General features: G+C 70.1%; 13 protein-coding genes and 5 pseudogenes. 9 read left to right on the forward strand and 9 right to left on the reverse strand.

Annotated features, from left to right (window positions below; all coding sequences use genetic code 11):
* Position 1 precedes the first annotated feature (1 nt).
* On the reverse strand, positions 2-409 hold the full coding sequence (locus N6H00_RS39025) for an ester cyclase (RefSeq protein ID WP_268976646.1): 408 nt from the start codon (positions 407-409) through the stop codon (positions 2-4).
* A gap of 340 nt (positions 410-749) precedes the next feature.
* Between N6H00_RS39025 and N6H00_RS39030 the strand changes: the two genes are divergently transcribed.
* Complete coding sequence (locus N6H00_RS39030) at positions 750-1,532, forward strand: SDR family oxidoreductase (protein ID WP_268976647.1); 783 nt, start codon at positions 750-752, stop codon at positions 1,530-1,532.
* A 138-nt stretch (positions 1,533-1,670) separates the two neighbouring features.
* Here N6H00_RS39030 and N6H00_RS40690 read toward each other — a convergent pair whose 3' ends face one another.
* On the reverse strand, positions 1,671-2,990 hold the full coding sequence (locus N6H00_RS40690; protein ID WP_443073174.1) for an eCIS core domain-containing protein: 1,320 nt from the start codon (positions 2,988-2,990) through the stop codon (positions 1,671-1,673).
* Positions 2,991-3,571: 581 nt separating this feature from the next.
* Complete coding sequence (locus N6H00_RS39040; RefSeq protein ID WP_268976648.1) at positions 3,572-4,129, reverse strand: TetR/AcrR family transcriptional regulator; 558 nt, start codon at positions 4,127-4,129, stop codon at positions 3,572-3,574.
* Positions 4,130-4,206: 77 nt separating this feature from the next.
* On the opposite strand from N6H00_RS39040, the gene N6H00_RS39045 reads away from it, so the two are divergent.
* Complete coding sequence (locus N6H00_RS39045) at positions 4,207-4,902, forward strand: alpha/beta hydrolase (protein WP_268976649.1); 696 nt, start codon at positions 4,207-4,209, stop codon at positions 4,900-4,902.
* Between the two features lie 295 nt (positions 4,903-5,197).
* Here N6H00_RS39045 and N6H00_RS39050 read toward each other — a convergent pair whose 3' ends face one another.
* Both N6H00_RS39050 and N6H00_RS39055 read right to left on the reverse strand, forming a co-directional pair.
* Positions 5,198-5,656: a PPOX class F420-dependent oxidoreductase gene (locus tag N6H00_RS39050; RefSeq protein ID WP_268976650.1), complete on the reverse strand. Its 459-nt coding sequence runs from the start codon at positions 5,654-5,656 to the stop codon at positions 5,198-5,200.
* 63 nt (positions 5,657-5,719) lie between these two features.
* Positions 5,720-6,106: a nuclear transport factor 2 family protein gene (locus tag N6H00_RS39055; protein ID WP_268976652.1), complete on the reverse strand. Its 387-nt coding sequence runs from the start codon at positions 6,104-6,106 to the stop codon at positions 5,720-5,722.
* Positions 6,107-6,132: 26 nt separating this feature from the next.
* Between N6H00_RS39055 and N6H00_RS39060 the strand changes: the two genes are divergently transcribed.
* Together N6H00_RS39060 and N6H00_RS40695 are read left to right on the forward strand one after the other, a co-directional pair.
* Positions 6,133-6,774: a TetR/AcrR family transcriptional regulator gene (locus N6H00_RS39060; RefSeq protein WP_268976653.1), complete on the forward strand. Its 642-nt coding sequence runs from the start codon at positions 6,133-6,135 to the stop codon at positions 6,772-6,774.
* Positions 6,775-6,797: 23 nt separating this feature from the next.
* A pseudogene (locus N6H00_RS40695) lies at positions 6,798-7,066 on the forward strand (transposase); the annotation flags it as partial.
* Positions 7,067-7,247: 181 nt separating this feature from the next.
* Here the strand turns inward: N6H00_RS40695 and N6H00_RS39065 are convergent.
* On the reverse strand, positions 7,248-7,841 hold the full coding sequence (locus tag N6H00_RS39065; RefSeq protein ID WP_268976654.1) for a TetR family transcriptional regulator: 594 nt from the start codon (positions 7,839-7,841) through the stop codon (positions 7,248-7,250).
* 93 nt (positions 7,842-7,934) lie between these two features.
* Between N6H00_RS39065 and N6H00_RS39070 the strand changes: the two genes are divergently transcribed.
* The 3 genes and pseudogenes from N6H00_RS39070 (at position 7,935) to N6H00_RS39075 (ending at position 10,080) form a co-directional block, all read left to right on the forward strand.
* A complete protein-coding gene (locus tag N6H00_RS39070) occupies positions 7,935-9,002 on the forward strand; it encodes an NAD(P)-dependent alcohol dehydrogenase (protein ID WP_268976655.1) in 1,068 nt (355 codons plus the stop codon).
* Between the two features lie 43 nt (positions 9,003-9,045).
* Positions 9,046-9,129, forward strand: a pseudogene (locus N6H00_RS40700) (IS5/IS1182 family transposase); the annotation flags it as partial.
* Between the two features lie 228 nt (positions 9,130-9,357).
* A complete protein-coding gene (locus N6H00_RS39075) occupies positions 9,358-10,080 on the forward strand; it encodes a dienelactone hydrolase family protein (RefSeq protein ID WP_268976656.1) in 723 nt (240 codons plus the stop codon).
* 425 nt (positions 10,081-10,505) lie between these two features.
* Here the strand turns inward: N6H00_RS39075 and N6H00_RS39080 are convergent.
* Both N6H00_RS39080 and N6H00_RS39085 read right to left on the reverse strand, forming a co-directional pair.
* A pseudogene (locus N6H00_RS39080) lies at positions 10,506-11,074 on the reverse strand (helix-turn-helix domain-containing protein).
* An 8-nt stretch (positions 11,075-11,082) separates the two neighbouring features.
* A pseudogene (locus N6H00_RS39085) lies at positions 11,083-11,640 on the reverse strand (MFS transporter); the annotation flags it as partial.
* Positions 11,641-11,762: 122 nt separating this feature from the next.
* Here N6H00_RS39085 and N6H00_RS39090 point away from each other — a divergent pair.
* Together N6H00_RS39090 and N6H00_RS40300 are read left to right on the forward strand one after the other, a co-directional pair.
* Complete coding sequence (locus tag N6H00_RS39090) at positions 11,763-11,891, forward strand: hypothetical protein (RefSeq protein WP_268976657.1); 129 nt, start codon at positions 11,763-11,765, stop codon at positions 11,889-11,891.
* Positions 11,892-12,058: 167 nt separating this feature from the next.
* A pseudogene (locus N6H00_RS40300) lies at positions 12,059-12,607 on the forward strand (citrate/2-methylcitrate synthase); the annotation flags it as partial.
* A 78-nt stretch (positions 12,608-12,685) separates the two neighbouring features.
* On the opposite strand, the gene N6H00_RS39105 reads toward N6H00_RS40300, so the two are convergent.
* Positions 12,686-13,090 (reverse strand): tautomerase family protein, encoded by a 405-nt coding sequence (locus N6H00_RS39105; RefSeq protein ID WP_268976659.1) that lies wholly within the window; start codon positions 13,088-13,090, stop codon positions 12,686-12,688.
* Positions 13,091-13,760 lie beyond the last annotated feature (670 nt).

The following is a 13,760-nucleotide window of genomic DNA, read 5'->3' on the forward strand; positions in this document are numbered from 1 at the left end:
CCTACCGGTCGGGATCGCTGGGGGTGAGCTGTTCGCGGATCGCCTCCATGTCGATCAGGGACCAGATTTCTGCGATCCTGCCGTCCTGGTAGCGGTAGAAGACGTGCTCGACGAACGAGATCGGCCGGCCGGTGGGCGGTATGCCGCGGAAGCTCGCCGCAGGGGTGCAGTCGAACCGGATGCGGCACGCCACCTGCTCGCCTTGGACGACGAGCCGCTCGATCGCGTAGTGCAGATCGGGAATCTCCGCTGCGTCGCGGCGCAGCAGATCCTGGAACTCGGTGATGCTCAGCGTCCGGTCGTTGTGCACCACGGGGTTGTGCACGAACTTCGAAAGGTCATGGAAGCGCCGCTCGTTCAGGCACGTGAGGTACTCGCGGTATTGGTTCTCAAGGTCAAGATCAGTCATTGGGTGTGTTTCCTCGATTCCGTGGGCACGGTGTCCCTCCGACGCGGTGCCTCTGGCGGGGCGGTCCACCATCGGATTGGCACCTGAAATCTACAGCCGGCATGTGGGGTTCGTCCGGGGCGGGCTGGGTCGCTACGGCCCGTCGTGTCCTACCGAGGCCAACGCCATGAGCGGGCGATGCCGGTGTAGTAGGCGTAGTCGCCGCCCCTCGTAGCCAGGGGGCGGCGTCCCCTGGGTAGACGCAGCCCTGGTCAGGGGCGGGGGACCGGCCGATCGTGGAGGACGCAGCAGGGCGACGGCAAGACCGCGGCCCGACCCGCATCCACCACAGGCGTCAGCAATGCCTCTCCCCACTTCCCCCGACCGGATCGGCGCCCCGGCCCAGCCCTCCGCCTCACCTCGGGTCGCGATCGTCACCGGCGGCTCGCGCGGCATCGGCCGCCAGACCGTCGGCCGGCTGGCCGCCGACGGGTACGCCATCGTGGTCGGCTACGCTGGCAACCAGGACGAGGCCGAATCCGCCGTGAGGGAGGCCGTCACCAGCGGTGGCCGGGCGATCGCAGTGCGCGCGGACGTCGCCGACGAACACGCGGTCGCGACCCTGTTCGACGCGGCCGAAGCAGAGTTCGGCGGCATCGACGTCGTCGTGCACGAGGCCGTGCGGGCGCACACGGCGCCGATCGCCGAGCTGGACCTGGCCGTCCTGGACGACCTGCACCGCACCAACATTCGCGGCACATTCGTCGTCGTCCAGCAGGCCGCCCGTCGGGTGCGCCCCGGCGGTGCGATCGTGACGTTCTCCACGTCCGTGGTGGGGCTGGCCTTCCCGAACTACGGCGCGTACTCCGCCAGCAAGGGCGCGGTCGAGGCGCTGACGCTGATCCTGGCCAGGGAGCTGCGGGGCCGGGACGTCACCGCCAACGCCGTCGCGCCCGGCCCCACGGCCACCGGCCTGTTCCTGGACGGCAAGGACGAGGAGACCATCGCCCGCCTGGCCGCCCAGCCCCCGCTGGAGCGACTCGGTAGCCCGGCCGACATCGCCGAGGTCGTCGCGTTCCTGGCCTCCCCGGCCGGCCACTGGATCAACGGACAGGTCGTCCGTGCCAACGGCGGAATCATCTGAACCGCCCGCAGCCACCCCATCGATCGGCGAAAGGCTCTGTCTGGCGCTGTCCGTACGTGCTCTGGCCCGAAGTGGTCTCCGCGGTCGCCGACCGCCTCCGTAACGCCCCACTGGAAGGCGGATGGGACGGGGCATCCGTCACTCGTAGAACAGAAACGGGGCCCTGATGCCGTTGGGGTCCATGACGAGCACCGGGTAGGGGGGCGTGCCTGGTGGCGCCACGGCCGTCGGAGCCTGCGTCGAGGACATGTGCTGTCCGTTTTGGAGCGCGTGGTGGAGCACCCCCGCAAGCCCGTTGATGGTGAACTTGAGGGACGAGGGGGAGGCGGCGCTGTAGGCGAAGACGTGGCTTTCGTGCTGCGGGGTCAGCCGCACGCACTCAAGGTTGGTGACCGTATGGGTGGCCTGCGCCCCTCCCTGGTTCGGGAGGGGCACCGCAGACGGCGGAGGGGAGTCGGTGAACACCGCCCCGGTGTGGCGGATGGTCCCGGGCAGGAAATCGGCGTCGATGGCGTTGCCGATCGATGCGTTGAGGGAGGCGTCCCCGATCCGCAGATTCTGCGAGCTGCTGTTGAGGGCGCTGAGCAGGCTCTGGATCGCGGCCTCCACCGGAGCGCGCTGCGTCCTGGTGAAGGGATGGTTCAAGGCGTTGATGACGGCGTTGCGCCGTTGAACCATCGCGGTGTGCTCGGGCGAGCCATTCGTGAACAGGGCGTCGCAGTTCGCCTCGAATGCGGCGACAGCGCTCTGCCACCCCGTTGTGCCGCGGGCGTCGAACAGAAAGTTCGCGTGCTTGTCCAGGTCGCGCTGGATCCGTTCGAACGGGATGATGTGGTTGAGGGACGCGTTCGGCCCGGCGTTGTTGGCCATCGCTTGGGCGGTGGGTTCCCAGGCTGGACGGCCCGGTGTGAGCTGGAGCTCGAAGCTCCCGTCCTCGGCGTTCGGCCCGAACTCGATCAGCCGCTGCACGGCGGCGTGCCCGTGGTCGTGCGCCGCGGAGTCCGGGGCGGGGCCGTCGGTGTGCTGGTGCGCGCTGACCGGCCCGGACATCACCCGCCGCGCGGTGGCTTCGGCCTCGCGTTCGAAACGGTCGGACGGGTCGCTCACGCGCAGGCCGTGGCCGGTGTCGCTGCCCGCGACAGGCCCCCGGCGCTGCTGGACGACATGGGTCAGCTCGTGGGCCAGCGTGTGCTTGTCCACGCCGCCTTCGCCGACAACGATGTGGCTTCCGGAGGTATAGGCCCGGGCGTCGATCTCGCCCGCCGAACGCCGGGCGGCGGCATCCGCGTGCACGCGTACATCGCTGAAGTTCGCGCCCCCGAAGCGGGCCTCCATCTCGGTGCGGAGTCCTTCGTCCAGCGGCTGCCCTGCGGAGCGGAGGACATCGTGCACCGCGGACCGCTGCACCGCCAGTTCCTGTTCATGGCGGCAGCCCGTGCCGCGCCGCCGACCGATCATCCGTGCCACCGCCGCGTTTCCGACGGTGCGTTGCAAGGACGCGACCACGGGAGCCGACATGACCCCGGCGGCGGGCTGCGCCCTGGCAGTGGTCTGCCGCGTCGGGTTCGGCAGGCTCCGTGGACCGGCACTCTTCTCCGGCTGTTCCTTGGCGTGCATGTCGAGACGACCCTTCTCACGGCTTCCGCGCTCCCTCCTCCGTACAGAAGCGGAAGCCGTCCGGGAACGGTACGGACGGGCAACCCTGGTGCACATGACTGCCCTTCCGGGCACCGGGGCCGACGGCAAGGAGCGGCGGCAGCGCAGCAGGGTGACGCCAGCGGCTCCGCACGGCGTGGCCGTCGGTGCGTTCCCGCTCCGGGCGCGTCGCGTCGGGCGCCGCCGGTGGCGGCCGCCGTCCGCATCCGCCAGGTGTTGATCAGCGCGTTCGCGGCTCCCTCAGTCGATACAGACGGGAGCCGGCCACTCGACAGCGGGTGGAGTCGCGGCGCGTCGAGCTGGAGAGGGCAGAGCGAAGCCGCAGCGCTTGGCGGGATGGCGGGGCGGTGGCCGCCCTCGGTGTCCTTGGCCCCGGCGGTCCGCTAACCGCTGGACAGGTGCTCGACTGCGCCGAGGAAGTCGCGGAAGGCCTGGTCGGTGCGGGTGGTGTCGCCGGTGGCGTCGAGGTCCATGAGGAGACCGCGGATGACAGCGAGAACGAGCGTCGCGAGATCCGGCCGGCCGATGCTGCGCAGACCGTCCTCGAGCGGCCCGAGCCAGTCGGTCGTCGCGGTGCGCCGGAAGTTGGGCCACAGCTGCTGCTCCGTACTCTCGCGCAGCTGACCGAACATGCGCAGGTACGGCTGGCCGTCCGGGCCGGTGATGGAGGTCCAGGCGCGATACAGGGTGGTCGTGTACGGCTCGTCGGGCCGCACCCGCAGGAGGTCGCCGAATGTGTCGAGTTGGCGTTGCCGCGCGCGCCCGAGGACGGCCCGCAGCAGGGCGTCGCGGGTGCCGAAGTGATAAATCAGCATGCGGGCCGAGGTGCCGGTGGCGGTGGCCAGCGGTTCGAGCCGGTCGGGGAGGCCGTGCGCGAGGGCGTGATCAGCGCAGGCATCGAGCAGCCTCTCCTTGATGTGCGGTTGCGGTCGTCTGCCCACGACTCCAACTTTTTCACGTAACAGCAGCTACGTCTACCGTTGATCGAAAGGCAGTCAACGTAGATGTGGAGTCAGCGATGAGGGTCGTGTTCGTCCATGGGGCGTGTGTGCGGGACGGGTCGTGGTGGTGGCACCGCACCGCCGAGCTGCTGCGGGAGCGAGGGGTGCCGAGCGTGGCCCCGGCGCTGCCGAGCTGCGGCGAGGCGGGCCTGCCCGGCGGCGTCGGCGGTCCGGGGCTGTCCGAGGACGTTGCCGCGGTGCGGCAGGTGCTGCAGGCCGGCGACGAGCCGACCGTCGTGGTCGCCCACAGCTACGGCGGCATCGTCACCGCGGAAGCCGCCGCGGGAATCGGGTCGGTACGCCACCTGCTGCTGGTCTCCAGCTATCTGCCCGAGGTCGGGCAGAGCCTGTCGGAGTTCGGGGACGGCAGCCCGGCCCCGTTCCTCGACGTCGACCCCGACGCCGGCACCTTCGGGGTCCGCCCCGAGCTGCTGGTGGACACGTTCCTGCACGACTGTGACCCTGAGGTCCAGGCGCAGGCGGCGGACCATCTCGCCCGGCAGAGCGTGCAGGTGACCGGGCAGCCGGTCGGGGCGGCCGCATGGCAGCAGGTGCCCTCGACGTACCTCGTCTGCGCCCAGGACCGCGGTACTCCGCCGCGGCTGCAGCGCGAGTTCGCCCGCCGGGCCGGCAGCGTCGTCGAACTCGAGACCGGTCACCACCCGTTCCTGTCCCAGCCCGCCGCGGTCCGGGACCTGCTGCTGAGCCTGTGACGGCAGCCACGGACGAGCCGGGCCGGCGATCCGAGGGCCAGGAGAACCAGGAGACCGTCATGAGTGCCTGGGGAGAACTGCTGTCGAGGGCCTACCTGGCCTGCGACGGGCAGGATCGACGGCCTGCCCGTTCCCGTCGGCGACGACGTCGGCCGGCCGGACGGCTCGCAGAGCGGCGTGGGGTCGTCCGAAGGCCGTGGTCGTGAGTCCGGTGCATCAAGGGGCCCCAGGAGTTCCCGTAGGAGAAAGCAACGGTGAGGAAGGAGAAGCGCACCGCCACCGTCGAGGGCTCTGGCTAGTCGGTCAGGTCGGCCACGGCCACGATGTGGGTGGGGTGAACACGGACCAACAATGTGCCTGGGCCTCCGATGCGCTTTCCGATCTCGTCGGCGAGGTCGGCGCCCATGTAGCGCGCCGCGCTTGCCGTGGCCCACCTCAGCAGTTCTTCGGGCTCTTCGCTGAGGGTGACCGTGCCCTCGATGCTCACGAAGGAGAACGGTGGCCGTTCGTCGTCGATGCACAAGGCCACTCGGGGATCGCGGCGCAGTGCTCGTCCCTTCACCGAGGCGGCACCGGTGGTGATCACGATGTCGCCGAGCGGTGACTCGGGGGTGGCCGCTGTCCGGTCCAGGGTGAACCAGACCGGGGCCGCATGGGGCCTCCCGTCCGGGCGCACGGTGGCCAACGTGGCCGTCCGGGCCGGTTCCGCCGTGAGGAAGGCCACCAGCTCGTCATCGCTCATGGGGTGGGGCATCTCTTCTCCATTCGGGCCGGAGGGGTCGTGGGCGAGGTGGCGTGGATCCGAGGAGACGGCGCGTCACTCCGAGCCGGGCAGCGCGTTCATGTAGTCCTGGATGCGCGTCACCTTGCCGTCGCGCCGGGTGATGAACCAGATGTAGCCGAGATCCCTGGGTGTGCCGTCGGGGCTTCGGTGGTGGCCGGTGGCCTGGACGATGGTCTCGTCGCCCGCCTCACGCACGTGGACGTCGGTGAACGGCCCGAACTCGATGACCTCAGGGAGCCGGCTCATGTAGTCCGCGATCGCGTCGCGCCCCTCCAGACGGCGGACGGCGTCTTCGGCCGCCCAGGGGAATTCGTGCATGGCGTCGGGAGCGTAGATGCTCATCCACCCGTCGAGATCGCCGGCGGTAAGGGAGCCGAGCGCGTTGGCCAGCCATGTGGGGAGAGCGGACGTGGGTGACACAGGGTCCTCCGATATATTTACGGACTGTGAGTCCAGAACACTCTAACAGCATTACGGACCGGCAGTCCGCAAAGGCGGGTGCGGGTGCGCGTCGGGGCCGCCCACCGGTTCGCCCCGAGGTCGTGCTCGCCGCCGCCGACGCGCTCTTCGCCGACGCCGACGCCCCCGACACGGTCCCGATGGACGCCATAGCCGCCGCGGCCGGCGTGGGGAAGGGAACTCTGTTCCGGGCCTTCGGCAGCCGCGACGGCCTGCTCGACGCACTGTGGGCCCATAAGCTCACCGCCCTGCGCGAGGCCGTGGAGGAAGGAGAGGCACCGCTCGGTCCGGGGGCACCGTCGCGCGAGCGGGTCGTCGCGTTCCTCGACGCGCTGCTCACCTTCAAGCTGGACAACCGCCACCTCATCCGCGCACGCGAGGTGGCCTCCGCCGGAGTGCGGCAGTCGGAGCACTACAAGTGGATGCACGGCCTGCTGCGGAACCTGATCGAGGATGCCGCGCCCGGGGCGACGGCGGACGACACCGTATACGCCGCCCACGTCCTGCTCGCGGCGCTGCACATCGATCTCATCGAGGAGTTGCTCGCCGCCGGACGCTCGCCCCGAGCGATCCGCCGCGCACAGGCCGCGCTCGCGCGAGCGGTCATGGACGACGCCCGACGCCGCTAGGACTCGTCCGGCCGATCATGTGACTGCCTCGTGTGCGGCCGTTCTTGCCGGTCAGCGGGCGTTGTGGCAGGTGGCGGGATCACCGGCAGGTGATCGACGGGATCCTGCACCGTGTGCGCACCGGGGGACAATGGCGTGAGTGCCGGAACGGTTCGGGCCGTGGAAGACCGTGGATGAACGCCACGGCTGTGGCCGGCCGACGGCACCCGGGAACGTCTGCTGCAAGCAGGTCCAGGCCGCGGCCGACGCCGTCGGCGACATCGACCGGGACGTCGCGGTCGACTCGACCATCGTGCGTCTCACCAGCGTGCGAGGTGAGGGACTGGGCCGCTCGCGCGGCGGGCTCACGAGCAACCTCTACCTGAGCGCCGACGGCCGCTGCCGCCCGCCGTCCCTTGATTGTCACCTGCCACCACAGCCGCCCTGGTCATCTGGCTTCGCACATGATCGACCGGACAAGTCCTGGATGCGTCCTAGATGTGGTCGGCCGCCATGGCGCGGCGAACGCTCTCGCGGAGCAGGGTGCGACGCCGGTCGTGCAGTTCGGGTGGCTCCTGCGCCGTTGCCGCGTAGACATTGCTGACCGGGGACCATGCCATGGACATGGCGATCACCATGGCCATGAGGTCGAACGGGTCTCCCTGGCGCACCGAACCGGCGGCCTGGGCCTCGGCGATGGCGCGTAGCTTGCGGTCGTCGAGGCGGTCGGGATCGTCCACCAGGTGGCCGGCCGGGCGCCGCTCGAGGCGCGCCCAGGTGGCCAGCCGGATGAGGTCGGGGCGGCGCAGATACTCGTCGTAGAGGCGTACGGCCCAGTCCGCGAGGTCGGTGGCGTCGATCGGGACGACATTCACGATCCGCTCCAGCGAGCCGAAGAAAATGGCGTCGAAGAGCCCTTCCTTGCTGCCGAAGTAGGCGTAGAGCTGCGCCTTGTTCGTGCGTGCCGCAGCCACGATCCGCTCGACGCGCGCGCCGGCGATCCCGTACTCGGCGAATTCCTGGGTCGCCGCTTCGAGGATGCGTTGGTACGTCGCGGCTCCACGCGCGCTCAGGGGCTGATCGGCCATGCCCCCAGGCTAACAGACAGAATAGTTGGTTTGCCTGAGTCCGAAGCAAGCGCTACGGTGACAGACCGAACAGTCTGTTTATAAGGATGCGACATGAGGAACACGGTTGGCTGGCAGGTGGAAGACTCCTCGTCGACGCTGCGGCGGACGCCGCTGCAACGACGCGATCTGCGCCCTGACGACCTGGCTGTCAGGGTGGATTACTGCGGTGTCTGCCACTCCGATCTGCACGCCATCAGTGCCCGGGACGGCGAAGGCAGCCGGCCTTTGGTGCCCGGACACGAGTTCACGGGCGTGGTGACCGAGACCGGCCCCGCGGTCACCCACTTCACCGTCGGTGACCTGGTCGCGGTGGGCAACATCGTCGACTCCTGCGGCGAGTGCGTCATGTGCCAGGCCGGTCAGGAGAACTTCTGCCGCGCCTTCCCGACCCTGACCTACGGCGGTACCGACCGGTACGACGGATCGACCACGCTTGGGGGTTACTCCCGCGAGTACGTGGTCCGCGACCGCTTCGCCTACCCCCTTCCCGCCGGACTGGATCCGGCCGCCGCCGCTCCGCTTCTCTGCGCCGGGATCACCGTCTGGGAACCGCTGCACGCCCTCGGTGTGGGGCCGGGAACTCGCGTCGCCGTGGCCGGGCTGGGCGGCCTGGGCCACCTCGCGGTCAAAATTGCCGTGGCGCTCGGCGCCGACACCTCGGTCATCAGCCGCTCACCGGACAAGGCCGAGGACGCTCGCCGTCTGGGGGCCCACGGTCTCATCGTCTCCGCGGACCCGGAACACATGGCTGACGCCCGCGACCGCTTCGACGTCGTCATCGACACCATCTCCGCCCCGCACGACCTCGGCCCTTATCTGCGCCTGGTCGCCATGGACGGGACGCTGAGCCATCTCGGACACCTTGGACCCGTCACCGTGGACACCACCGACCTGCTCGTGGGACGCAAGAAGCTCAGCTCCGCAGGCAGCGGCGGCAGGCCCGCGACCATCGCCATGCTGGACTTCTGCGGCGAGCACGGCATCACCGCCGACATCGAACTGCTCCCCTCGGCGCAGGTGAACGAGGCCCTCGACCGTCTGAGGCGCAACGACGTCCGCTACCGCTTCGTACTCGACATGTCCGACGTGGACTTCGCGGCGAGCGACCGGACAAGCTGAGCGGTCAGCCGGGAACGGCGGTGTGCTGCCGCTCTGCGGCAACGTCCGTGACCGGAAGGCGGGTGTGTCCTCCCGTAACCGCGGGTTCTCGGCGAACGTACAGGTCATCGTGGATGCGGAAACCCGCTCGTGAGGGCGGCGGCTCGGTGGGGCATCCGACCACGGAGACTCCGCGACCGCCGCGAAAACCCGTTGGCGGACCACGGCGACCACTGCTACTTTTCCGGAGGCCGTGCGAGAGAACGAGGAGGTGGTACCCGTGAACGTATCGACATGGGTGCTCCCCTCCGGGGTCACGGTCGGGCGATAGGTCGTCCGGGAGCGCCGTTCAGCAGCCCTCCCGAAAGGCACGACCATGCGCTTCACTTCTGAACAGCGTCTCGACGACGGCGTCCTCGAGCGCGAATTCACCCTCGGCGAGATCCCCGGCACCCTGTGGACGCCTGGGCCCGCACCTGCCCCGCTGATCCTGATCGGCCACAACGGCGGTCTGCACAAGCGGGAATCGCGGCTGGTGGCCCGTGCCCGGCACTCCGCGGCGGAGTACGGCTACGCGGTGGCCGCCATCGACCACCCCGGGCACGGTGGCCGGCCCCGTTCCGCCGTCGATGAGCAGGCCCGCGCCGACCTGCGCCGGGCGATGGCGGCCGGCGAGCCGGTCGACGAGATCTTCGAGTCCTTCATCGGCCCGCTGGTCGAAAAGGCGGTCCCGGAATGGCGGACCACTCTGGACGCCCTCCTCGCGCTGCCCGAGATCGGCGGCCCGGTCGGGTACTCGGGGATGACCGCCATCGGCATTCGGCTGGCGGTGGCCGAACCGCGCATCGCGGCCGCCGGTTTCTTCGCCGGGGGTTACGTGCCCCGCGCCCAGCGCGAGGAGGCCCGGCAGGTCACCATTCCGCTGCTGTTCTTGCTGCAGTGGGACGACGAAGGGAACGACCGGCAGTCGGCCCTGGACCTGTTCGACGCCTTCGGCACCAAGGAGAAGACGCTGCACGCCAATATGGGCGGGCACGCCGGCACCCCGTGGTTCGAAGTGGACGACGGGGACCGGTTCTTCGGCCGGCACCTGCGGTGAGACCGGGCCGTCAGGCCGGCCGCAGACGGTAGGTGGTGTCGGCCAGGATGCCGCCATCGAGGACAGCTCCCGGCCCTCCTCGATGGCGGCGGCCGGCAGATGCGCAACCGCCCCGATCGCGGCGGTACCGGCCCTCGGCGGTACCGGCAAGCAGGCCCCGGTCACCGGCGAAGACACAGCAACTCCAGCCCTCCGGCTGCACGATGTCCTCGACGACGCGACACGGCCTCAGCCACTCCGGACGGCGCCTTCGGGCTTGGCAAGGCGCGTGCGGGACCCCACCGCCCGACCGGAGATACGCATGAACGCCAGAACCGCTCGTGTGACCGGCGGCGCCCGCGGAGTGGGCGCCGCCACCACCCAGCGCCCTTCGCGCACCGGGAACCGATGACCGGCGGTTGCGGGATGCGGGTGCGACGGCCTGATCAGGGCGTGGGGGCGGGGCCGGGCGGCAGGTGGACCGTCATGATCAGGTGGCAGGTCTCGTCACCCGCCCCGCGGTAGGTGTGGGGGCGTCGCCGTCGAAGGTGGCGGTCTGGCCGGCCTCGACGGGGTGCTCCGCGCCGTCGACGACGAGGGCCATCCGCCCCGAGGTGACACTGACGGTCTCGATGACTCCGGCCTGGTGGGGGTGGCTGGCGTACTCCTCGCCGGGCTCCAGCCGCCAGCGCCACACCTCGACCGGGGCCGGCCCCGAAGCCCTCAGCATGAGCCGGGCCTCACTGCCCCGCTCTCCCGCCCACAGCGGCATCACGGCATCGGCGGACACCACGCGGACACGACCCTCGGTCGGCCCCTCCATCAGGGCGGACACCGAGATGCCGAGCGTGTCGGCCAGCCGGACCAGAGTGGCGAAGTTCGGATTCCCCTGGGCCTTCTCCAGCCCGACCAGGGCCCCTTTGCTGACCTTGGCGCGGCGGCCGAGCTCGTCCAGGGACAGGCCCGCGCGGGCCCGGGCCGTCCTGACAGCATCTCCTTGGGATAGCGCCGCCAGGCTTCCACGAACCGGGTGCGGGCCAGCCGCTCGCACCATGTACCGCTGCGGTCCCGGGGGACGATGGCGCCGTTCTCCTTGAACTCGGCGGTCTCGTCGAGGGACGTGCGCACCCACAGCCCGAACAGCGTGAGCACCGCGCTGAGCAGGAACGGGATGCGCCAGCCCCAGGCCAGGAACGCGTCCTCGCTCAGCAGCCCGGTACAGAGCGCGAAGACGCCCGTGGACAGCAGCGTTCCGGTGCCTGTGCCGATCGCGGGCAGCGAGGTGAGCAGCCCGCGCCACTTCGGCGGCGCGTTCTCGAACAGGATGATCAGCGTCCCGGTCTTCTCGCCGCCCGCCGCGAACCCCTGCACGAACCGCAGCAGGGTCAGGAGCAGCGGTGCGGCCACGCCTATCCGCGCGTACGTCGGCAGCAGCCCGATGGCGGTGGTGGCGAGGCCCATCAGGAGCAGCGTCGCCACGAGAACCTTCTTAAGGCCCTGCGTGTCGCCCTTCTCGCCGAAGTAGGCGCCGCCGAGCGGCCGCGCGAGGAAGCCGATGGCGAAGCTGCCGTAGGCGAGGATCGTGCCGACGAGCGGATCGCTGTCGGGGCCTGGAGCAGCTGGCGGCCCGCGGCTTTGTCCACCGCCTCACCTTCCCCGACGGCCGCGACCGGCCTCTGGAGGTTCTGGGCAGCGCGATCCAGGTGGACGGCGAACCGGTCGGCCCGGCCGGCCCGCCCCCGCTGCTCGGCGAACACACCGACACGGTCCTGGCCGAACTCGGTTACGGAGAGCGGGAGATCGAGGAACTGCGCGCGAACGGAGCGATGTGATGACGGAAGGTCCCGTACGTACCGAGGCGGCGCTGATCGAGCAGGACCGGGTCACCGACTGGTGGTCCACGGCCGTGAGCCGCGTCCGCCCCGGCGAGATCCTGCTCCGCGGCTACCCGGTGGAACAGCTCATCGGCCACGTCACCTTCGCCGAACAGATCTGGCTGATGCTACGCGGCGAACTGCCAACTCCCGTACAGGGCAAGCTCCTCGAGGCCGCCCTTGTCTCCGCCGTCGACCACGGCCCGCAGGCGCCGTCCATCGCCGCCGCGCGGATGGCCGCCACCTGCGGGGTGGGCCTCAACAGCGCGGTCGCCACCGGCGCGGGGCTGCTCGGCGACACGCATGGTGGGGCGGGCCAGCAGTGCATGGAGATTCTGGAGGGCATCGTCGCGGGCGCCGAACCGCGTGCCGTGGTCGCGGAGTGCAGGAACGCAAGGCGTACGTCCCCGGCTTCGGACACCGCTTCCACCCGCACGACCCGCGCCGCGATCCGCTGCTCGCGCTGGTGAGGGAGGCGGTGGAGGCGGGGGGAGGTGCCGGGCCGTGCGCTGGCCGCCGGCCTCGCGCTGGAGGCGGCGCTGGCGGAGGGCCGCGCCCGCCCGGTCCCGATGAACATCGACGGGGCGACCGCCATCGTCTACGCCGAACTCGGCTTCCCCGCCGAACTGGGGCATGGCCTCTTCATCCTCTCCCGCAGCGTCGGCATCCTCGCCCACGCCTGGGAACGAGGTTGCCCACCTGACAGACCAGGTCCGGCGCATACCTGCGGGCCGCGAGCGGACCAGGTGCTGTCAGCGGCCGGGGACGGGCAGGAGGCCCTCGGCGTACTGAGCGCGTCCGAAGCCGAACGACCAGTCCTGGGGCCCGTTCTCGAAGATGGAGACGAAGACGTCCTCGCCGCCGATACCGAGGGGCTCCAACCGTTCGGCAACGGTCCGGAAGACGCGTTGCTTGACCTCGGTCGTGCGCCCTTCCTGAGTGAAGATCTGGATCATCACGAGCCGCTCGCCGCGCTCGAAGCCGAGGCCGGCGTCGAGGGCGATGACATGGTCGGCGTCGTGCTCGGTGAGGATCTGGAATCTGTCCCGCTCGGGGATGCCCAGCACATCCACCAGGGCACGGTGTGTCGCGTCGGCGATCGCCCGCAGCTCGTCGGTGCGTCGCCCGCGGATGAGATCGATGCGTACCAAAGGCATGAGTGTGGCTCCTTTCCGCCGGGTCGCACTTCGACGCTAGTGACCGCCTGGCCTGGACGGAAATGCCTGTCGCGCGCAGTCCATGCGCGTGGGACATGGATGCAGGTGCGAGATCCGGATCGCATCGAGCTCATCCCGCTCGACACCAGATAGCCGGAGCATGGATTGTCCACGCTCGGGTACGGCGTCGCGCAGCCCAGGACCGTGAGGTGAAGAAGCTATTCGCCCATCCCAAGTTCCTGAAACACCCGATCCACAAGTCTGGACGATTACTCCACGGGCTTGGCTACCTGGTCGTACGTGACGGGCAGACAGGACAGGGGCCAGACGTCCCGCACCCATGTGTGGACGGTCCTCGACGGGGTCGCCCTCGACATCACCGGGTTCGCAAGCTGGCAGTGGTAGCAGCGCGGGCCGGCCGGCTGGAGCGAGGACCCGGCAACGGACGAAGTCGCCCGGGAGGTGCCGTCCCGCTTCGCGGGGCGCTCGCGAGGGCTATTGACACTTCGGATTCCGTCACCAGAATCATGCGGTGGTGTGACCCATGGGAGCGCTCCCAACACAGAGTCTTCCGACGCTGACCGACGAGATGAGGACCAGCCCAGTGCGGAACAACACCAACACGCAGGAGGAAAATCGATGATGCCGAGTCGGAACGAATCCATGGGCC

It is taken from the genome of Streptomyces sp. S465 (assembly GCF_026898115.1).
Classification (GTDB): Bacteria; Actinomycetota; Actinomycetes; order Streptomycetales; family Streptomycetaceae; genus Streptomyces; species Streptomyces luomodiensis.

What these genes read in the sequence shown, in the direction of transcription:
- N6H00_RS39025 (WP_268976646.1), bottom strand. Translation starts at nt 409, where the DNA reads ATGACTGATCTTGACCTTGAGAACCAATACCGCGAGTACCTCACGTGC.
- N6H00_RS39075 (WP_268976656.1), top strand. Translation starts at nt 9,358, where the DNA reads ATGCGCTTCACTTCTGAACAGCGTCTCGACGACGGCGTCCTCGAGCGC.
- N6H00_RS40690 (WP_443073174.1), bottom strand. Translation starts at nt 2,990, where the DNA reads ATGATCGGTCGGCGGCGCGGCACGGGCTGCCGCCATGAACAGGAACTG.
- N6H00_RS39065 (WP_268976654.1), bottom strand. Translation starts at nt 7,841, where the DNA reads ATGGCCGATCAGCCCCTGAGCGCGCGTGGAGCCGCGACGTACCAACGC.
- N6H00_RS39030 (WP_268976647.1), top strand. Translation starts at nt 750, where the DNA reads ATGCCTCTCCCCACTTCCCCCGACCGGATCGGCGCCCCGGCCCAGCCC.
- N6H00_RS39105 (WP_268976659.1), bottom strand. Translation starts at nt 13,090, where the DNA reads ATGCCTTTGGTACGCATCGATCTCATCCGCGGGCGACGCACCGACGAG.
- N6H00_RS39045 (WP_268976649.1), top strand. Translation starts at nt 4,207, where the DNA reads ATGAGGGTCGTGTTCGTCCATGGGGCGTGTGTGCGGGACGGGTCGTGG.
- N6H00_RS39070 (WP_268976655.1), top strand. Translation starts at nt 7,935, where the DNA reads ATGAGGAACACGGTTGGCTGGCAGGTGGAAGACTCCTCGTCGACGCTG.
- N6H00_RS39050 (WP_268976650.1), bottom strand. Translation starts at nt 5,656, where the DNA reads ATGCCCCACCCCATGAGCGATGACGAGCTGGTGGCCTTCCTCACGGCG.